Genomic DNA, 18,672 nt, shown 5'->3' with positions numbered 1-18,672 from the left:
CACAATCAGGGCTGCGCACTTCGGCACGACGGCGTTAGCCTCACGGTCAGCAACGACTCGGTGACCGCGAGGAGGGGTGACGCGTGGCTCTGTCCAACGAGGACCTCCCACCCGCGTGGCTACGCGACTACGCCACGATCGAAGCGGACATAGCCCGGATGGAAGAGTTCGCGACAAAACTGGACGCCGAGGTCCGCGACAACTTCGCGCCGCACCTGGCACCGATCTTCGACGACATCCTCTCGGAGTTGCCGCCGGCCTACACAGATTTCCCGGAGCTGTTGGCGTTCCTGGAAAACCATGCGGCGTCGGCAGAGGACACGGCCTACACGGTGTACTACTACCAGGACGTAACGGGCGGCTTCGCGGTAGCGGCAGGCGAGGTGAGCCGCAACTACCGGGGTTCGGACGCTTTCGCGCTGGCCCAGGTCGACGACGTCCAGGCGGCATTGGACAGGACCGCTGCGGGCTCAGGCGCTCCCGATGCATGACGCCGCAGCCGGCAACACACCGCAAACCACCACGGACTGGTCACGCCACGACGCGCCCTCCATGTGGCGGATGCTCGCGCCCCAAGAAACCGAGCCGTACTGGCGGCATGCGACAGGCCTTCGAAAGCTCACGGAGCTGACCGCAACCCACATGGCGAGGCTGCAGGTCTATCGGGACGAGCTCGCAGCGGCCTGGCCGCCGGAGAAAAGCACGGCTGCACGGGCGTTCATCGCTCGGCTGGACTACTTGATCGAGCACGTCCGGAGCACTCACGAAGTAGCCGCCACGAACTACACAGCCCTAACGACAGCAACCACCACGATCGACTCCGCGCGGACCAAGGTCGCCTCAATCCAAGCCGAATATGCCGAGAAGCTCCAGACACAAAAAACCTACGAGTCCCTGGTAGCGCAAACGAAGGCTTCCCAACTCCCCGGCACGACCATCGGTCCACCTCCGGTAACCGCTGCGGACCTGGAACGCCTGAACATCAGAGCCCGGACCATCATGTCCGACCTAAGCCGCGCCCTAGTCCAATCTCAAAGCCAGCTTCGTAGCCCACTTCCTCTAGAGATGGGACGCCGCGAACGCGGCGTCACTCGCCCACACCTGCCAACGTCTTCGAGGCTCGTGGGTCTACCTCCGCCGGTCAAGGGCCGAGCGGTGACGCAGCCCGCCTTAAGTCGGTCGCCCTCCTCAGGGTTGACGACCACGCCAGGTTTCACGCCTCAGGGGCAACCGCCGGTAATCGGCGGCCAGCGCCGGCAAGGACCAGGTGTGCTTGAGCACCGCCGCACTACGGCGTGGGCGAGGGAAAATCGGCCGACGTCCATAGGCAGCTCACGGCCGTTAGCCCCGGCGGTTGGCCATGGAGCGGTGCGGACGCCGCCAAGTGGGGGGCTGATCACGCCTGCGGGATCTACGACAAATCCCGGAAGCTCTCGGCCACTGGGGCTTCACGGCGGGGTCATCGTCCCTCGCCATGAGAACTATCCGGCCACAGCACCCATCGGTCCTTCTCCATCTCGGTCTCGCGAAGACGGAGCATCCACAATTCGACGAACTGAGCCAGATACCTACTGGGAAACGGCAGAGGGAGTACCCCCCGTCCTCACGCCGCCCACTGCGCCCATTCAAATCGACCCCGGACCAGCAATTGGGCTAGACCGATGAGGACGCTCCACTATCTTGTGGTGGCGTTCATGGCAGTTGCGATTACAGCTGCTCCGTCCGATGCGAACGCGGATGCGGTCCGCTCCAGCCAATGGCACTTGAAATTTCTAGACGTAGGCCGCGCACACCAAGTTACGAGGGGTACTGGCGTCATAGTGGGCCTGGTGGACACCGGGGTTGATGGCACACACCCTGATCTACAACGGAGCGTTCTTCCGGGTATCGTTATCGACCCATCTGGTCGCGGAGACGGAACGACCGACCAGAGCGGCCATGGCACTGCGATGGCCGGCTTGATCGCCGGCCACGGCAGGGGCTCCCATGGAGTATTGGGCATTGCCCCAGCGTCAAAGGTCCTTCCCATTGTCGACACGGCCTCTGGTGACCTGACGAGCCCCAACTTGACCGCCGACGGTATCAACTGGGCCATCGATCACGGCGCAACTGTCGTTAACGTTTCCGCCAGCGGCGGCCCCACGATCAAGCTGCAGAGAGCGGTAGAACGTGCGTTGCGTGAGAATGTCGTAGTTGTCGCAGCAGCGGGAAACGCGCCCTCGCCAATCATCGGATTCCCTGCAAACTATCCGGGGGTGTTGGCAGTCGGCGCATCTGACCGCGACGGTGCGGTGGCTGGCGTGTCGGTGCGAGGCGCTGGCATGGTTCTTCTGGCACCCGGCGTCGACATCATGACGACCAGATTGCAATCTGCTTATGGAGCCGGAACCGGTACTTCGGATTCAGCTGCCATTGTGTCGGGCGCTGTTGCATTGGTTCGTAGTCGATTCCCACACCTGTCGGCCGTCGAGGTGATCCATCGCCTCACTGCTACCGCAACAGATAAAGCGACGCCTGGGCGGGATGAGGCGTATGGCTACGGCGTGCTCAACATCGTGGCCGCGCTTACCGCAGACGTTCCGCCGCTCTCTCCCTCAGCTCCCGCCACCACGACTAGCGCAGCCGCAGCGCCCGATGGTGGTCAGCCGCCGCAGCGATCGGCCATCGGGATTGTGGCTTTGGTTGGGGCTGGGGTCCTTATTGGCGGCTTCATACTCATCGTGCTTGCCCGTCGGCATCGCGGCAGGAGGCGGCGGGTACCGTAGCTCCCCGTGCGGACGGCTGGATCTACAACTTTGGTGTTGGCGTCGGCGAGCCCAGCCCGGCGGGCTTTGCTCAACTCGGCTGGGATCGACGTGGAAGTGGTGGTCAGCGGGGTCGATGAAGCGGCGGTTCAAGAGCCTACGGCTCAGGAGCTTTGTCTGACCCTCGCCAGGATGAAGGCCACCGAAGTCGCCAGGCGGCTGGGGAGCGAAGGGATCGTGGTCAGCCCTGGCGGGCGGCTTCTCGTGCTCGGGTGCGACTCCGTGCTCGAGTTCGACGGGCGGGTTCTCGGCAAGCCCACCGACGCCGACGATGCGGTTCAGCGTTGGCGGAACATGCGTGGGCGGACCGGGGTGCTGCACACCGGGCACTACCTGATCGATCTCGCGGGCGTCACCGTCGGCGCGGTGGGGTCGACCACCGTCGAGTTCGCCGAGCTTTCCGATGAGGAGATCGCCGCTTACGTCGCGACGGGTGAGCCCTTGCACGTCGCCGGGGCGTTCACGATCGACGGGCTTGGTGGGCCGTTCGTCGAGCGGATCGAGGGTGACCACGGGAACGTCGTGGGGCTTTCGCTTCCGCTGCTACGCCACCTGCTCGACGACCTCGGTGTTCGGCTCACCGACCTCTGGAAGAGCTAGCGACCGGGACAGCCACACCGTCAACCCCACCGCGGTCGCGATGAAGGCCGGCAGCACCAGGAACGCCTCGTGGGTTCCGGAGCGGTCGGCCAGCGCTCCCAGCAGCACCGGCGCCGCGCCGAAGCCCAGTGCGACCGGGTAGCTGGTCAGGCCAGCCGCTCGGTCCGACTGGCCCGGGGCCGCGGCCAGGGCCAGGGAGATGACCAGCGGGTACTGGACCGCTATGCCCAGGCCCACGACCAGCAGTCCGCTCACCGCCAACCACGGTGCGGTTCCCACCCAGAACAGGGCGAAGCCGGCCAGGGTCACGCCCAGCGACAGCAGCAGCAGGCGGATCGCCGGCACGTGCAACGCGATCCGGCCCGCGGCCAGGCGGCCCACGAACATGCCGGCCAGAACGGCTGAGAAGCCCGCGGCGGCCGGGCCAGAGCTCATGCCCGCGTGCGTACGCAGCACGTCCACCGCCCACAGCGAGAAGCACACCTCGATCGACGAGGTGGCGGCGAGCAGGCCAAGGGTGATCCAGTACGGCCGGGGCAGGCGGCGGTCCACGGCGTCGACGGCGTGCGGCTGAGCCGAGCGGACCGGGATGGGCACCCGCCACAGGGTCGCGAGCAGCACCACGCCCGCGATGAGCGCCACCACCAGCGACAGGGCCGGACGCCAACCCAGGCCCGCCGCGACGGAGGCGCCCACCACCAGCGGTGACACGACGCCGGTGAAAGCGGCCGTCGCGTTCGCCTCGCTGAGGGCCGCCGGTGCGGCGGCGCCCTGGTGGTCGGAGAGCGCGGCGTTGACGCCGTTGACCACGAACGAGCCGAAGATCGAGGCCAGCACCGCGGCGCCGACCGTCAACGGCAGCGGGCGGGCCAGCCACAGGACGCCGATCACGAGCGCCACACCGACGAGGCCCGTCCAGATGGTGGCGCCGCGGCCGATGCGGCGGGACAACGGCGAGAAGACGAAGCCCGCGATGACGGTGCCGACCGCGAGGCCGGTGCCGTGCAGGCTGGCCAGGGCCGCGCTGACACCCTGCTCGTCGCGGAGCAACGGCACGACCGGGCCGAAGCCGTAGAGGAAAAAGCCCCAGACACCCAACTGCCCGTAGAGCAGCAGGGTCAGGCGGTCGTGGACGAGACGCGGCACAGGCTCACGTTACGCGGAGAACGCGCGTGGCCCCGCTCTGCGTGATGCCCGCGACCCCGTGGTTCGCGGGCACCACAGAACCAGAACGTCAGCGCACGCTGCGGGCGAACTCCCGCGCCGCCCACCAGACCGCCAGCACGGTCAGCACGGCCACGATCAGCAGCCCCTGCCAGACGCGGTCGTTGCCGATGTCGCCGGCGAACAGCGCCCGCGTGCCGTCGACCGCCCACGAGAACGGGTTCCATTTGGCGACGTCTTCGAGCCAGCCCGGCGCGAACTGCAGGGGTAGCAGGATGCCGGACAGCAGCAGCACCGGCTGGGCGACCGTGTTCATCAGCGGCGCCAAGGCGTCTTCGCTCTTGACCGCGAGCGCCACGCCGTAGGAGACCGCCGAGGTCATCAGCGCGATCAGCGCCAGCATCAGGTAGGCCAGCAGCAGGTCGCCGATGAACACCCGCAGGTCGAAGAAGAGCGCCAGGATCGTGATGATGCCGGCCTGGGCGATCAGCGAGACCACGTCGCGCAGCGACCGCCCGAGCAGCAGCGCGAACCGGCTGACCGGAGTCACCCGGGACCGCTCGATCACGCCCGCCCGCAGCTCGGCGATCAGGCCGAAGCCCTGGAACAGCCCGCCGAAGATGGCGAGCAGGACCAGCAGGCCGGGCACGAACACCCGGTAGGCCTCGGCGTCGCTGGTGACGCCCAAAGGCGAGAGAGCCGGCTTGAGCAGAGGAGCGAACAACAGCAGGTACATCACCGGCTGGAAGACGCCGACGAAGACCCAGACCGGGTTGCGGAGCAGCAGCTGCATCTGCCGCGAGAAGATCAGCCAGGTGTCTCGGAGGAACTTCATCAGAGTCACTTCTCCCGCAGCGAACGGCCGGTCTTGGTCAGGAAGACGTCGTCGAGGCTCGGACGGTGCAGCTCGATCGACTTGAGGGTGACGCCGTTGCGCTCGAGCTCGCGCAGCACCTGCGGCATCGCGGTGGCTCCGTCGTCGACGAAGAGGCGCAGGCCGTCGCCGGTGTCGAGCTTTTCGAGCCGGGACACGAACGCGGCCGAGTCGAGCAGCGTGGCGGCCTCGGCGGTCGCGCCGTTGAGGCCGACGGTGATGACGTCGTGGGAGATCTCGCGCTTGAGCGCCGCCGGCGTGCCCTCGGCGACCACCTCGCCGTTGTCCATGATCGCGATGCGGTCACAGAGCGCGTCGGCCTCTTCGAGGTAGTGGGTGGTGATGAAGACCGTCATGCCCTCGGTGCGCAGCCGCCGGATCTCGTCCCACATGTGTGCCCGGCTCTGCGGGTCGAGCCCGGTGGTCGGCTCGTCGAGGAAGACGATGCGGGGCTCGTGGATGATGCCCAGCGCGATGTCGACCCGGCGCCGCTGGCCACCCGAGTAGGTCTTGCACTTGCGATCGGCGTATTCCGAGAGCTGGAAGGCGTCGAGAGCCCGCGCCGCGCGCTCCAGAGCAGCCGATTTGCCGATGCCGTAGAGCCGCGCCTGGAGCACCAGCTCTTCGCGCGCCGTCGAGTCGTCCCACGTGCTGCCGCCCTGCGCCACGTAGCCGATGCGGCGGCGCACCTCGCCCGGGTCGCGCATGAGGTCGACCCCCGCGACCGTGGCCACGCCGCCGTCGGGGACGATCAGCGTGGCGAGCATGCGCAGCGTGGTGGTCTTGCCCGCGCCGTTAGGGCCGAGGAACCCGAAGATCTCGCCCTCGTTGACGCGCAGGTCGACGCCGCGCACGGCCTCGACCGTCTTCTTCTCTCTGCCCTGGCGGGAGCGGAACGACTTCCGCAGCCCGCTGGTCTCGATGATCACGAAGCACCCCCGGATCGACTGATGTCACCCGGGACTCTAACGCGATATAACTCGACTGGTCAACGTTGAGTATTGCTTGACCTCTCGAGATATTCGGCGAACTCCGGAGACTCACGGAGGCTATCGGGGGTGTACGACACTCCTGAGTCGATCAAGTCAGCGATGCGCTCACACCAGTCGATCTCGCCGGTCATCCGGGCGATGCTGAGCTCGAACATCCACGCGACGTGCGTCGGCTTGAGCTCGCTGATCCACCGCGAGTCCAGCGAGGCCCGCATGCCGTCGACCGTCGCCCGCAGCACGGTCGCCCGGTGCCGCAACGCGGAAGACGCCTCGGAGCGAGGCAGAGAAGGAAGGAAGGAGAGGGCCGCGAAGAAGGGGTCGGTCGGCGCAGCGACGTTCCACCAGAAATCACGTAGCAACGTCTCGAACTCCGCCAAGCCCTTGGACGTGATCTCGTACGACGTCCGGGCCGGCCGCCCACCCACCTGGTCCGTGCCGACCTCGCGCAGCATCTCTTCCTCGGTCAGCTTGCGCAGGCCGTGATAGATCGATCCAGGTTGTACGTTCGCCCAGCGGTCCGCGCCCCAACTCAGCAGCTCACGCCGCACGTCGTAGCCGTGGACGGGCTGCATCAAGCGCACCGCGCCGAGGATCATCATCCGGGTTGCCGACACGCCACAAGCGTTGCACATCCCACAGCGACTGCCGGGTAAGTTGATCATCCGCGCCGATACACTCCCGAATATGCGCAAGGTTCTGATCGCCAACCGCGGGGAGATCGCGGTGCGGGTCATCCGCGCCTGCCGGGACGCCGGTCTGGGCAGCGTGGCCGTCTACGCCGCCTCCGACCGCGACGCCCCGCACGCGGTGCTGGCCGACGAGGCCTACGCACTCGACGGCGAGACCGCCACGGACACCTACCTGCGCATCGACAAGTTGATCAACGTCGCGAAGCAGGCGGGCGCCGACGCCGTACACCCCGGCTATGGGTTTTTGTCGGAAAACGCGGATTTCGCGACGGCGGTGATCGAGGCGGGTCTGACCTGGATCGGCCCGTCCCCGCAGGCCATCCGCGACCTGGGCGACAAGGTCACCGCCCGGCACATCGCCCAACGCGCCGGCGCGCCCCTCGTCCCCGGCACTCCCGACCCGGTCAAGGACGCCGACGAGATCGTCGCGTTCGCCGAAACCAACGGTCTCCCGGTAGCGATCAAGGCAGCCTTCGGCGGCGGTGGAAGAGGCCTGAAAGTAGCGAGGACGATCGAGGAGATCCCGGCCCTGTTCGAGAGCGCCACCCGCGAGGCGGTCGCCGCGTTCGGCCGGGGCGAGTGCTTCGTCGAGCGCTACCTGGACCACCCACGGCACGTCGAGGCGCAGGTCCTCGCCGACCGGCACGGCAACGTGGTCGTCGTCGGCACCCGCGACTGCTCTCTCCAACGCCGTCACCAGAAGCTGGTCGAGGAGGCACCCGCACCCTTCCTGAGCGACGACCAGCGCAAGCAGATCCACGAGAGTGCCAAGGCGATCTGCCGCGAGGCCGCGTACGAGGGTGCCGGCACCGTCGAATACCTGGTCGGCGCCGACGGCACGATCTCGTTCCTGGAGGTCAACACGCGGCTCCAGGTCGAGCACCCGGTGTCCGAGGAGACCTCCGGCATCGACCTGGTGCGCGAGCAGTTCCGGATCGCGGCCGGCGAGCCGCTGCGCCACACCGAGGACCCGACCCCGCGCGGCCACTCGTTCGAGTTCCGGATCAACGGCGAGGACCCGGGCCGCAACTTCCTGCCCGCTCCCGGCGTGGTCACGAAACTGCGCATGCCGAGCGGTCCGGGCGTCCGGGTCGACGCGGGCATCACCGAGGGTGACGTCATCGGCGGCAACTTCGACTCGCTGCTCGCCAAGGTCATCGTCACCGGCGAGACCCGCACCGAGGCCCTCGAACGGTCCCGGCGCGCGCTCGACGAGATGGTGGTCGACGGGATGGCCACCGCGCTGCCGTTCCATCGCCTGGTGGTGCGCGACGCCGCGTTCACCGAGGAGCCGTTCAGCGTGCACACCCGGTGGATCGAGACCGAGTGGACCAACACCGTCGAGCCCTACGGCGCTGCCGAACCGGCAACGCCTACGGCGCCACGCGAGACCGTCGTGGTCGAGGTGGGCGGAAAGCGGCTCGAGGTCACCCTTCCGACAGGCTTCTCCCAGGGTACGAACGCCAACTCGGGCAGCGCTCCAAATGTGCGCCCGGGTCGGCGGGCGGCGACCCGCGGCGGCACGGGGGCGGCCGGAGGCGACACCTTGACCTCTCCCATGCAGGGGACGATCGTCAAGGTCGCGGTCGCTGACGGTGACGAGGTGGCCGAGGGCGACCTGATCGTGGTGCTCGAGGCGATGAAGATGGAGCAGCCGATCAACGCGCACAAGGCGGGTACGGTGTCGGGGCTCGAGGCGACGGTCGGCGCGACGGTGACCGCCGGCGCCCCGATCTGCACGATCGCTTAGCGACTCCACGTACCAGCAGAAAAGATGTTCGGGTGAGATTTCTCGACGGCAACGTGCCCAGCCACGACCTGACGTACAGCGACGTCTTCATGACGCCCAACCGGTCGGAGCTGGTGTCCCGGCTCGACGTCGACCTGGCGACGACCGACGGCAGCGGCACCACGATCCCGCTCGTGGTGGCCAACATGACCGCCGTCGCCGGCCGCCGCATGGCCGAGACGGTCTCGCGGCGCGGCGGGATGGTGGTCATCCCGCAGGACATCCCGATCGACGTGGTCGCCGACGTGGTCGCCTGGGTCAAGCAGCGGCACCTGGTGCACGACACCGCGATCACCCTCGGCCCGACCGACACCGTCGGCGAGGCCATCCACCTGCTGCCGAAGCGGGCACACGGCGCGGTCGTCGTGGTCGACGACGAGCAGCGCCCGGTCGGCCTGGTCACCGAGGCGGATCTGGTCGGAGTCGACCGCTTCGCACAGGTGCGGCACGTGATGTCCACCGCGCTGCTGACCGTGCCGGCCGAGGCCGACCCACGACGCGGTTTCGACGCGCTCCACGCCAACCGGCGCCGGATCGCCCCGGTGGTCGACGTCGAGGGCCGCCTGGTCGGCGTCCTGACCCGCGCCGCCGCACTGCGCGCCACCCTCTACCGGCCCGCACTCGACGCCAAGGGCCGCCTGCGGATCGCGGCCGCGATCGGCATCAACGGCGACGTGGCCGGCAAGGCGGCGGCGCTGATCGAGGCCGGCGTCGACACCCTGGTCGTGGACACGGCACACGGCCACCAGGAGCGGATGCTGACCGCACTGCGATCCGTCCGCGCGCTGGACCCGGGCGTCCCGATCGTCGCCGGCAACGTGGTGACCGCGGCCGGCGTGCGGGACCTGGTCGACGCGGGCGCGGACATCATCAAGGTCGGCGTCGGGCCGGGCGCGATGTGCACCACCCGGATGATGACCGGGGTCGGCCGGCCACAGTTCTCGGCCGTGCTCGACTGCGCGACCGCGGCCCGTGCGCTGGGCCGGCACGTCTGGGCCGACGGCGGCGTACGCCATCCTCGTGACGTGGCTCTGGCCCTGGCCGCGGGCGCGTCCAACGTGATGATCGGGTCGTGGTTCGCCGGCACCTACGAGTCGCCCGGGGACCTCTACACCGACCCGGACGGGCGGCGCTACAAGGAGAGCTTCGGCATGGCGTCGGCCCGCGCGGTCAGCGCCCGCACGGCCGAGGACAGCCCGTTCGACCGCGCCCGCAAGGCCGTGTTCGAGGAGGGCATCTCCTCGGCCCGGATGTACCTGGACCCGCAGCGCCCCGGTGTCGAGGACCTGATCGACGAGATCGTGGCCGGCGTGCGGAGCGCGTTCACGTACGCCGGTGCGGCCTCGATCCCCGAGTTCCACGAGCGGGCGGTGGTCGGCATCCAGTCGACGGCCGGCTACGCCGAAGGCAAGCCCCTGCCGACGAGCTGGTAGCCGAGCCGGGTAAGGCCTAGCCCGGGGCGAACAACGGGCGGATCACCTGGCGGGCCGCCGCCTCGGGATCGGAGCCGAGGTCGTCCGGCAGTGCTCCGCTGACCCACAGCGTCGCGAAGCCGTGGACGATCGACCAGGCGGACAGGCCGGCGATCCGGGTGTCGGCGCCCCGCCGCTGTGGTTCCTGGACGCTCGCGACGGCGGCGCGCAGCGCGTCCGAGGCCCGGTCCTGGGCCGCCCCCAGCCCCGGGTCGGTGCGGTTGAGCAGCTCCGGCTGGAACATCACGGAGAAGTGCGCGCGGTGCCCGACGGCGAACCGCACGTATCCCACGCCCGCTTCCAGCACTCCCCCGCCGGCGGCGCGGGTGCGGTCGAGCTCGTCGGCGAGCAGCCCGAAGCCCTCGGCGGCGAGCGCCGTGAGCAGCCCGGCCTTGTCACCGAAGTGGTGCGCCGGTGCGGCGTGCGAGACACCGGCCCGCCGGGCCAGGTCGCGCAGGCTCAGCGCGGCCGGCCCGCTCTCGGTGATCGCCTCAGCCGCCGCGGCCAACAGGGTCCGTCGTAGGTCGCCGTGGTGATACGGCCGCGTGTCTCTCATCGGTCCACTCTAACTTGCCAGTGACAAGTTCTGCTGCTAACTTGACACCGACAAGATTGGAGTGTCGCCATGACGCCTCTCGTTTTCCTCGTCATCGGTTTCGTCCTCGCCCGCCTGACCGGCCTCGCCGGAGTCGACGCCCTCGACGGCTGGCAGCCCGCGCTGCGGGTCGGCCTCGCGCTCATGTTCGTCGTCACCGGCCTGGCCCACTTCGCACCCAGGATGCGGGCCGACATGATCGCGATGGTCCCGCCGCGACTCCCCCGCCCCGACCTGCTGGTCACCATGACGGGCGTCCTGGAGCTGGCCGGCGCGGTCGGCCTGCTGATCCCGGCGACCTCCCGACTCGCCGCCGGCGCCCTGGCCCTGCTCATGATCGCGATGTTCCCGGCCAACGTCTCCGCGGCCCGGCGCAAGCTGTCCCTCGGCGGCCGCCCAGTCCCGTCGATCGGACCCCGCACCGCCCTCCAGCTGCTCTGGGTCGGCCTAGCCGCCGCACTCGCCGGCGCCGCGTGATGATCTCCCCTTGCTCTGTAGAGTGGCCTTCAAGGTGTGCCGGGAAGTCTGGTCGGCGATCTACTGCCGCCCGTCCCGGAGGAGCCGCCCGTGGTCGACAAGAACAAGCTCTTCGGCCGCGGCAGCCTGGTCGAGACCACCCGCATCGCCGAGATTCTGCGCACCGAGACCGCCGGCGGGCTTCTTCTGGTCGGAGCGGCGGTGATCGCCCTCGTCTGGGCCAACTCGCCCTGGTCCAGCGCGTACGAGACGATCTCCGACGCCACGTTCGGGCCAAGCGTGCTCCACCTCGACCTGTCAGTCGCCGAATGGGCCGCCGACGGGCTCCTCGCCATCTTCTTCTTCGTCGCCGGGCTCGAGCTCAAGCGCGAGTTCGTCGCCGGCGACCTGCGTGACCCGCGCCGGGCCGCCCTGCCGGTGGCAGCCGCGGTCGGTGGGATGATCGCGCCGGCCGTCATCTACGTCGCGGTCAACGCCGTCATGGCCGACGGGGCGCCGCGCGGTTGGGCGATTCCGACCGCCACCGACATCGCCTTCGCGCTCGCCGTGCTCGGGCTGATCAACACGCACCTGCCGGCCGCGTTGCGTACCTTCCTGCTCACCCTGGCCGTGGTCGACGACCTGCTGGCAATCACCATCATCGCCGCGTTCTACACGAGCAGTCTCCACCTGCTGCCGCTGCTGCTGGCGCTGATACCGATCGCCGCGTTCGGGGTGTTGGTGCAGCGCCGCGTACGCGCCTGGTGGTTGCTCCTGCCCCTCGCGCTGACGGCCTGGGCCCTCGTGCACGCCTCCGGGGTGCACGCGACCGTCGCCGGTGTGCTGCTCGCCTTCACCGTGCCGGTGCGGCGACGCGCGCCTGGCAACGGACCCGGCCTGGCCGAGCACTTCGAGCACCGCTGGCGCCCGGCGTCCGCGGGCATAGCGGTGCCGCTGTTCGCCTTCTTCGCCGCCGGTGTCACCGTGGCCGACGCCGACCTCGCCGCGCCGGTCGCCCTCGGCGTCGTCGCCGGCCTCGTCGTCGGCAAGACCGTCGGCGTGCTCGGGTCGACCTGGCTCGTGCAGCGCCTCACCCGGGCCGAGCTCGCCAAGGGCCTGTCCTGGTGGGACGTGCTCGGGCTGTCGATGCTCGCCGGTGTCGGCTTCACCGTCTCGCTGCTGATCGGCGAGCTCGCCTTCGGCGCCGGCACCGACCGGGACGCCGACGCCAAGCTCGGCATCCTGGTCGGCTCGGTGCTGGCCGCGGCGGCCGCGACCGTGCTGCTGCGGACCCGCAACCGCCACTACCGCACGCTCGTCGAGGAGGAGAGCCGCGACGACGACGCCGACGGCATCCCCGACGTCTATCAGCGCGAGGACTGACCTTCGGCCACGGCGGCGGCGATCAACCGCAGCGCGTCCGCTGACGGCATGGGCGCGAGCTCGCGACCGCCGCGCTCGCGCAGTGCCACGAGACCCGCCGCTGCCTCCCGCGCGCCGATCACCGCCACGTACGGCACCCGCAGCGCGGCGGCATCGCGTACGCGGGCACCCAGCGAACCGCCCTCGACCGCGACGTCGGCGCGCAGCCCGGCAGCGCCGGCGGCGGCCGCGAAAGCCGCGGCCGCGTCGGCGGACTCGGCCGACACCGGCAGCACCCGCAGCTGCAACGGCGCGTACCAGGCCGGGAACGCTCCCTCGTGCGCCTCGATGAGATAGCCGAAGAGCCGCTCCATGCTGCCGACCAGGCTGCGGTGGATCAGCACCGGCCGCTCGCGTGCACCACCGGCATCCACATAGGACAAGTCGAAGCGGGCCGGCTTGTCGAAGTCGAGCTGCACGGTCGACAGGGTCCATTCCCGCCCGGCCGCGTCCGCCACCTGGATGTCGATCTTCGGCCCGTAGAACGCGGCCTCGCCCGGCGCCTCGACATAGGACCGGTCGCCGAGCGCCGAACGCAACAACGACTCGGCCAGCTCCCACGACGACGAAGAGCCCACATACTTCGAGCCCGGCCCGCGCAGCGCCAGCCGCAGGCCGCTGACCCGCACCCCGAGCGCGGCATGGGCCACGTCGACCAGCCGGAGCACCGCCGCCACCTCGGCACCGACGTCGGCCAACGCACAGAAGATGTGCGCGTCGTTCAGGTGGATCGCGCGGACCCGGCTCAGGCCGCCCAGCACTCCGGACCGCTCGCTGCGGTACATGCCACCGATCTCCGCGACCCGCAACGGCAGCTCCCGGTACGAACGCCCGCGCGCGAGATAGACCAGAGCGTGATGTGGACACAGCGCCGGCCGCAGCAGCAGCTCGTCGTCCTCGGACACCCGCATCGGCGGGAACATGTCGTCCTCGAAGTAGCCGAGGTGCCCGGACAGCTCGAACAGCTCGCGCCGGCCCAACGGTGGTGAGTAGACGTGCTGGTAGCCGTTGCGCACCTCGAGGTCGCGCAGGTATTCCTCGACGGCGTGCCGGGCGGCGGCGCCGGCGGGCAGCCAGATCGGCAGGCCCGCGCCGGCCCGCGGGTCGGTGTGGAAGATCCCGAGCTCACGCCCGAGCTTGCGATGGTCAATCATGGTCGCGCTCCTGTCGGATGCGGCGGCGACCCCATCGGCGAGCAGCACAAAGCCCCGAGCGGAGTCGCCCGGGGCTGGATCGATGACGGTAGGGTCAGCGCAGCACGCCGGGACATCCCGGCGTCGTCGTGCGTGCAGGCCCAACCATGCCGCCAGGCTAGCGAGGACGCCGCCCGGGCCGCACCCCAATAAGACCCCGAGGGACTCCCATGCGTACGAAGCCGGAGCTGACCACGGCGATCCGGGAGGGACGCCGGGCCGTGCTGCTGGTCAACGCACACTCCCGCCGCGGCCGGCGGCTCTACCCGGAGGTGCTGCGCCGCGTCGAGGCGGCCGGTTTCGACCTGCTCGGCCGGTTCCCCGTCGAGGACCCGCGCGAACTGCGCGGCAGCCTGGAGTCGGCCACCGAGCTCGGCCCCGACGTGCTGATCGTCGGCGGCGGTGACGGCACGATCGGCGCCGCCGCCCGGCACCTGGCACACCGGGACGTCGCGCTCGGGCTGCTGCCGCTCGGCACGACCAACAACTTCGCCCGTACGCTCAGCATCCCCTTGGACCTCGACGCCTCGGTGGGGATCCTGACCGGCGGCAAGGTGATCGACGTCGACCTCGGGCTGGCCGGCGACATGCCGTTCGCCAACCACGTCGGTGTCGGGATGTCCGCGGAGATCTTCGCGAAGGCACCGCCCCGGCTGAAGAAGGTGGTCGGCCGGCTCGCCTATCCGGCGACGGCGCTGGCGCTGTTGACCCGGCACCGGCCGATGCGGGTCACGGTGCGGGCCGACGGGCGGTCGCACGACTACGTCACCCACCAGCTCTACGTCGCCAACGGCGGGTTCCACGCCGGACGCCCGATCACCGCGGACTCCGACGCCGACGACCGGCTGCTGGTGGCGTACCCCGTCGGCGACGCCAACCGGGTGCGGCTGTTGCGCGAGACGGCGCGCAACGCGGCGACCGGCCATCTGCGGTCCCACGGCGACGAGCCGTTCCTGGCCACCGACGAGATCTGGCTCGAGACCGACCGGCCGATGCCGATCGAGGTCGACGGCGAGCCGCGGGGCTACACCCCGCTGCGGATCGGCCTGGCCGCCAACGCCCTGCGAGTGATGGCGGCGCAGGACGCGATCGACCGTTAGCGGCGGCGAGTGATCTTGACTTCGACGCCCTGGCCGGTGTTCGGCGGCCCGGCGTAGACGCCCTTGAGCGGCGGCACGTCGCCATATTCGCGGCCGCGCCCGACGATGACGTGCCGTTCGCCGATCGCGATGCCGTTGGTCGGGTCGAAGCCACTCCACCGGCCGCCCCACCACTCGACCCACGCGTGGCTCTGGCCGACGACCGTCTCGCCGACCGGCGCGTCGGGCGTCGGATGCAGATAGCCGGACACGTAACGGGCGGGCACGCCCATCGCCCGCAGCAGCCCGACGGTCAGGTGGCTGAGGTCCTGGCAGACCCCGCTGCGCTGCCGCCACGCCTGCACGGCGTCGGTCTGCACCCCGGTCGAGCCGGCCACGTACGCGACATCGGCGTGCACCCGCTCGCACACCGCGAGGGCGGCCGCGTGCGGGGTGCGGTGCGCGGCGCGGATCTCGTCGGCCAGCGCGGTCAGCTCCTCGTCGAGCGCGGTCCGCGGAGTCGGCAACAACAGCTCGTGCCAACGGTCGACGGTGTCCGGCGAGGCGAGGTCGGCCCACGTCGCCGGGGCCAGCAGGTCGCCCGGCGGCAGGGTCTCGACCGTGGCGGACGCGGTGACCGCCAACCGCTCGTGCGGGGTGTGCACGTCGAACGCCGTCACCACGGTGCCCCAGTAGTCCACGTACCGATGTGTGGAGGCCGCCGGCCACACCGCCACCCGGGCGTCGAGCACCGCCTGGTGCGGCTCGTCGCGCGGCGTCATCCGGGCCTCGTTGTAGGACGCCCCGACCTGGCCGTCGTAGCTGAACCCGGTCTCGTGCAGGATCTCCAACCGCCAGCTGTTCACGCCACCGCCTCCGACACCCACGTCACCGCGGAGGTCGCCCGGAAGTAGCGGCGGGACACCGCGTCGTTGACCTGCGAGCAGGTGCGTTCGAGCCCCGCCAGCACGCCGGCCAGGTCGTCGAGCAGCTCGTCCGCCCCCCGGAACTCGAGGTTGGTGCGGGACCGGCCGACGATCCGTTGCGCGTCGGTCGCGACGCCGGCCCGCCCGGGACCCGGCGCGAGCTCGGCGAGGCAGGACTCGGCGATGGACAGCGCCGCGAACACCGATCGGGGGAAGAGCCGGTCCAGCAACAGGAACTCGGCCGCGTGCCGGTCGTCCAGCGAGCCGCGATAGGTGCGCAGGAACGTCTCCCAGGCGCCGCAGGAGCGCAGCAGGGTCAGCCACGACGGGATCGAGCCGCCGGCCCGGGCGTGGGTGGACAGCAGCCGGGCCGACATGTCGACGCGTTCGACGCTGCGCCCGAGCACCAGGAACAGCCAGCCCTCGTCCCGGCTCATCGTCGCGTCGGCCAGGCCGGCCAGCACGGCGCAGCGTTCGCGTACCCAGGCGAAGAACGCGTGCACGCCCTGCTGCTCGACCCGCACCCGGGCGTCCGGCAGGCCGAGCCAGGTGGCGTTGAGGCACTCCCACATCTCCGACGACACCGTCTCGCGGGCACCGCGGGCGTTCTCGCGGGCGGCGGCCAACGCGCCGACCACCGAGCTCGGGTTGCCGGCGTCGAGCCCGAGCAGCGTGACGACCCGGCCCGCGGACAGCGGCATGTCGTCCGGGATGGGCGCACCCATCACGGACAGCAGGGAGCGGCAGGCGGCGTCCTCGCCGACCCACGGGTCCGCGAGCATCTGGTGCAGGTGCACGTCGAGGATGCGCGCGGTGTCCTCGGCCCGCTCGACGTAGCGGCCGATCCAGTAGAGCGACTCGGCGATCCGACTCAACACCGCACACCACCTACCTGCTGCTGTTGTTGTTGCTGCTGGGTCGAGGTCGTGCCCGGGCCGGGATCGGGACGGGGTGCCGGCTCGGCATGCGGCGCGGCGGGGCGGAGCTCGGGCACGGACTCGGCCGGTCCCATCGGCGCGGCGAGCACCCAGGTGTCCTTCGACCCGCCGCCCTGGCTGGAGTTGACGACCAGCGCTCCCTCCGGCAGCGCGACCCGGGTGAGCCCGCCGGGCAGCACCGAGATGCGGCTGCCGTCGTTGACGGCGAACGGCCGCAGGTCGACGTGCCGCGGCCGGAGCCGGTTGCCGATCAGCGTGGGCACCATCGACAGCTTCACCTCGCGCTGGGCGATCCAGCCGCGCGGGTCGCGGAGCAGTCGCGCCCGGACGTCGGCGAGCTCGGCGTCGGTGGCCTGCGAGCCGATCACGATGCCGGCACCGCCCGAGCCGTCGACCGGCTTGAGCACCAGGGTGTCGAGCCGGTCCAGGACGTGGGCCAGCACGTCGGGGTCGGCCAGCCGGTAGGTCTCGACGTTGGGCAGCACCGGATCCTGACCGAGATAGAACCGGATCAGGTCGGGGACGTACGTGTAGAGCAGCTTGTCGTCGGCGACCCCGTTGCCGACGGCGTTGGCGATCGTCACCTGGCCGGCCCGCGCCGCGTTGAGCAGCCCGGCCACGCCGAGGATCGAGTCGGTCCGGAACTGCACCGGGTCGAGGAACTCGTCGTCGATCCGCCGGTAGATCACGTCGACCCGCTGCTCGCCGGCCGTCGTGCGCATGGCCACCCGGTTGCCGGCGCAGATCAGGTCGCGCCCCTCGACGAGCTCGACGCCCATCTCCCGGGCCAGCAGCGCGTGTTCGAAATAGGCGGAGTTGTGCACGCCCGGGGTCAGCACCACCACGGTCGGCTCGTCGCTCGCGCCGGCCGGCGCCGCCGCCCGCAGGGCGCCGAGGAGCTGGCTGGGGTACGACTCCACCGGCCGGATCCGGGTCGAGGCGAACACCTCCGGCAGCACATGGCTCATCGCGCGCCGGTTCTCCATGACGTAGCTGACCCCGGACGGCACCCGCACGTTGTCTTCGAGCACCCGGAAGGTGCCTTCCTCGTCGCGCACCAGGTCGACGCCGGCGACGTGCACCCGGACGCCGTTGTGGGGGACGATCCCGGCCGCCTCACGGTGGAAGTGCGCGCTGGTCACCACGACCGAGCGCGGCACCACACCCGCGGCCAGCACCTCGCCGGCGCCGTACACGTCGGAGAGAAAGGCCTCCAAGGCGCGGATCCGCTGCGCGACGCCGGTCTCCACGACCGCCCACTGCGCCGCGGCGATGATCCGCGGCACGATGTCGAGTGGGAACGGTCGCTCGATGCCTTTGAGCGCGAACGTGATGCCCTGGTCGAGGAAGGCCCGGGCGAGCACGTCGGCCCGCACGCCGAGGTCCGCACTGGAAAGTGGCTGAAGGGTCGCGTGCAGCGATTCGTAGGTGTCGCGCGGCATGCCCGCCGCGGCGAACATCTCGTCCCAACCCGGGCCCAGCCGATAGTTCTCGAACAGGTCCGCCATGCGCGCACGCTACGCCGCACTCGTTGCGTGCTCGTAACACGCGAGGGGGCCGTCGGCACGGGACCTGCCGACGGCCCAGAGGTGGCGGCCCGGCACACCGGGAACGGGGGACCCGACGTGCCGGACCGCACATTTCCACGGTACGCCGCCAGCCCCTTGACGTCTGTAGGG

17 protein-coding genes are annotated in these 18,672 nt (G+C 70.3%); 8 read left to right on the top strand and 9 right to left on the bottom strand.

The features are described 5' to 3' along the window. The first annotated feature begins 83 nt into the window (after positions 1-83). The 3 genes from AB0J88_RS02865 to AB0J88_RS02855 all read left to right on the top strand — a co-directional run bounded on the left by AB0J88_RS02865 (position 84) and on the right by AB0J88_RS02855 (position 3,404). Positions 84-491, top strand: coding sequence for a hypothetical protein (locus AB0J88_RS02865; protein WP_364355635.1), 408 nt, complete (start codon positions 84-86; stop codon positions 489-491). Positions 492-1,661: 1,170 nt separating this feature from the next. Further along, a complete protein-coding gene (locus AB0J88_RS02860; protein ID WP_364737782.1) occupies positions 1,662-2,765 on the top strand; it encodes a S8 family serine peptidase in 1,104 nt (367 codons plus the stop codon). A 6-nt stretch (positions 2,766-2,771) separates the two neighbouring features. Then, on the top strand, positions 2,772-3,404 hold the full coding sequence (locus tag AB0J88_RS02855; protein WP_364355638.1) for a nucleoside triphosphate pyrophosphatase: 633 nt from the start codon (positions 2,772-2,774) through the stop codon (positions 3,402-3,404). Here AB0J88_RS02855 and AB0J88_RS02850 read toward each other — a convergent pair. The 4 genes from AB0J88_RS02850 to AB0J88_RS02835 all read right to left on the bottom strand — a co-directional run bounded on the left by AB0J88_RS02850 (position 3,348) and on the right by AB0J88_RS02835 (position 7,168). Further along, positions 3,348-4,550, bottom strand: coding sequence for an MFS transporter (locus tag AB0J88_RS02850; protein ID WP_364355641.1), 1,203 nt, complete (start codon positions 4,548-4,550; stop codon positions 3,348-3,350). The genes AB0J88_RS02855 and AB0J88_RS02850 overlap by 57 nt on opposite strands. Before the next feature lie 88 nt (positions 4,551-4,638). Then, entirely contained in the window at positions 4,639-5,403 is a 765-nt protein-coding gene (locus tag AB0J88_RS02845) for an ABC transporter permease (RefSeq protein WP_364355644.1), read from the bottom strand. Positions 5,404-5,408: 5 nt separating this feature from the next. Next, on the bottom strand, positions 5,409-6,368 hold the full coding sequence (locus tag AB0J88_RS02840; RefSeq protein ID WP_364355964.1) for an ATP-binding cassette domain-containing protein: 960 nt from the start codon (positions 6,366-6,368) through the stop codon (positions 5,409-5,411). Positions 6,369-6,430: 62 nt separating this feature from the next. Next, positions 6,431-7,168, bottom strand: coding sequence for a PadR family transcriptional regulator (locus AB0J88_RS02835; RefSeq protein ID WP_364355647.1), 738 nt, complete (start codon positions 7,166-7,168; stop codon positions 6,431-6,433). Between AB0J88_RS02835 and AB0J88_RS02830 the strand changes: the two genes are divergently transcribed. Together AB0J88_RS02830 and AB0J88_RS02825 are read left to right on the top strand one after the other, a co-directional pair. Next, on the top strand, positions 7,119-8,873 hold the full coding sequence (locus AB0J88_RS02830; protein WP_364355650.1) for a biotin carboxylase N-terminal domain-containing protein: 1,755 nt from the start codon (positions 7,119-7,121) through the stop codon (positions 8,871-8,873). The genes AB0J88_RS02835 and AB0J88_RS02830 overlap by 50 nt on opposite strands. 32 nt (positions 8,874-8,905) lie before the next feature. Continuing rightward, entirely contained in the window at positions 8,906-10,345 is a 1,440-nt protein-coding gene (locus AB0J88_RS02825) for a GuaB1 family IMP dehydrogenase-related protein (protein WP_364355653.1), read from the top strand. Positions 10,346-10,361: 16 nt separating this feature from the next. Here AB0J88_RS02825 and AB0J88_RS02820 read toward each other — a convergent pair whose 3' ends face one another. Next, on the bottom strand, positions 10,362-10,940 hold the full coding sequence (locus AB0J88_RS02820) for a TetR/AcrR family transcriptional regulator (protein ID WP_364355656.1): 579 nt from the start codon (positions 10,938-10,940) through the stop codon (positions 10,362-10,364). Positions 10,941-11,009: 69 nt separating this feature from the next. Between AB0J88_RS02820 and AB0J88_RS02815 the strand changes: the two genes are divergently transcribed. Together AB0J88_RS02815 and nhaA are read left to right on the top strand one after the other, a co-directional pair. Beyond that, complete coding sequence (locus AB0J88_RS02815; protein ID WP_364355659.1) at positions 11,010-11,456, top strand: DoxX family protein; 447 nt, start codon at positions 11,010-11,012, stop codon at positions 11,454-11,456. A gap of 90 nt (positions 11,457-11,546) precedes the next feature. Further along, positions 11,547-12,818, top strand: a complete 1,272-nt coding sequence (nhaA, locus tag AB0J88_RS02810; protein WP_364355662.1) for a Na+/H+ antiporter NhaA — start codon at positions 11,547-11,549, stop codon at positions 12,816-12,818. Here the strand turns inward: nhaA and thrS are convergent. Then, positions 12,803-14,011 (bottom strand): threonine--tRNA ligase, encoded by a 1,209-nt coding sequence (thrS, locus tag AB0J88_RS02805; protein ID WP_364355665.1) that lies wholly within the window; start codon positions 14,009-14,011, stop codon positions 12,803-12,805. The two genes, nhaA and thrS, sit on opposite strands and share 16 nt — an antisense overlap. A 209-nt stretch (positions 14,012-14,220) precedes the next feature. Between thrS and AB0J88_RS02800 the strand changes: the two genes are divergently transcribed. After that, entirely contained in the window at positions 14,221-15,150 is a 930-nt protein-coding gene (locus tag AB0J88_RS02800; protein ID WP_364355668.1) for a diacylglycerol kinase family protein, read from the top strand. Here the strand turns inward: AB0J88_RS02800 and AB0J88_RS02795 are convergent. From AB0J88_RS02795 to AB0J88_RS02785, 3 genes are read right to left on the bottom strand one after another with little or no spacing between them, the layout of a single operon-like run. Beyond that, complete coding sequence (locus tag AB0J88_RS02795) at positions 15,147-15,995, bottom strand: transglutaminase family protein (RefSeq protein ID WP_364355671.1); 849 nt, start codon at positions 15,993-15,995, stop codon at positions 15,147-15,149. The two genes, AB0J88_RS02800 and AB0J88_RS02795, sit on opposite strands and share 4 nt — an antisense overlap. After that, positions 15,992-16,933, bottom strand: a complete 942-nt coding sequence (locus AB0J88_RS02790; protein WP_364355674.1) for an alpha-E domain-containing protein — start codon at positions 16,931-16,933, stop codon at positions 15,992-15,994. Before AB0J88_RS02790 ends, AB0J88_RS02795 begins: the two co-directional genes overlap by 4 nt. Then, positions 16,927-18,501 (bottom strand): circularly permuted type 2 ATP-grasp protein, encoded by a 1,575-nt coding sequence (locus AB0J88_RS02785; protein WP_364355677.1) that lies wholly within the window; start codon positions 18,499-18,501, stop codon positions 16,927-16,929. The genes AB0J88_RS02790 and AB0J88_RS02785 overlap by 7 nt, the downstream gene beginning before the upstream one ends. Positions 18,502-18,672: the final 171 nt, after the last annotated feature.

Source organism: Asanoa sp. NPDC049475 (assembly GCF_040676915.1).
Classification (GTDB): domain Bacteria; phylum Actinomycetota; class Actinomycetes; order Mycobacteriales; family Micromonosporaceae; genus Asanoa.
Note: the sequence above shows the minus strand (reverse complement) of the source record. Positions and strands in the feature narration are given on the sequence as shown.

What these genes read in the sequence shown, in the direction of transcription:
- AB0J88_RS02860 (WP_364737782.1), top strand. Translation starts at nt 1,662, where the DNA reads ATGAGGACGCTCCACTATCTTGTGGTGGCGTTCATGGCAGTTGCGATT.
- AB0J88_RS02845 (WP_364355644.1), bottom strand. Translation starts at nt 5,403, where the DNA reads ATGAAGTTCCTCCGAGACACCTGGCTGATCTTCTCGCGGCAGATGCAG.
- AB0J88_RS02830 (WP_364355650.1), top strand. Translation starts at nt 7,119, where the DNA reads ATGCGCAAGGTTCTGATCGCCAACCGCGGGGAGATCGCGGTGCGGGTC.
- AB0J88_RS02835 (WP_364355647.1), bottom strand. Translation starts at nt 7,168, where the DNA reads ATGACCCGCACCGCGATCTCCCCGCGGTTGGCGATCAGAACCTTGCGC.
- AB0J88_RS02820 (WP_364355656.1), bottom strand. Translation starts at nt 10,940, where the DNA reads ATGAGAGACACGCGGCCGTATCACCACGGCGACCTACGACGGACCCTG.
- AB0J88_RS02815 (WP_364355659.1), top strand. Translation starts at nt 11,010, where the DNA reads ATGACGCCTCTCGTTTTCCTCGTCATCGGTTTCGTCCTCGCCCGCCTG.
- thrS (WP_364355665.1), bottom strand. Translation starts at nt 14,011, where the DNA reads ATGATTGACCATCGCAAGCTCGGGCGTGAGCTCGGGATCTTCCACACC.
- AB0J88_RS02800 (WP_364355668.1), top strand. Translation starts at nt 14,221, where the DNA reads ATGCGTACGAAGCCGGAGCTGACCACGGCGATCCGGGAGGGACGCCGG.
- AB0J88_RS02785 (WP_364355677.1), bottom strand. Translation starts at nt 18,501, where the DNA reads ATGGCGGACCTGTTCGAGAACTATCGGCTGGGCCCGGGTTGGGACGAG.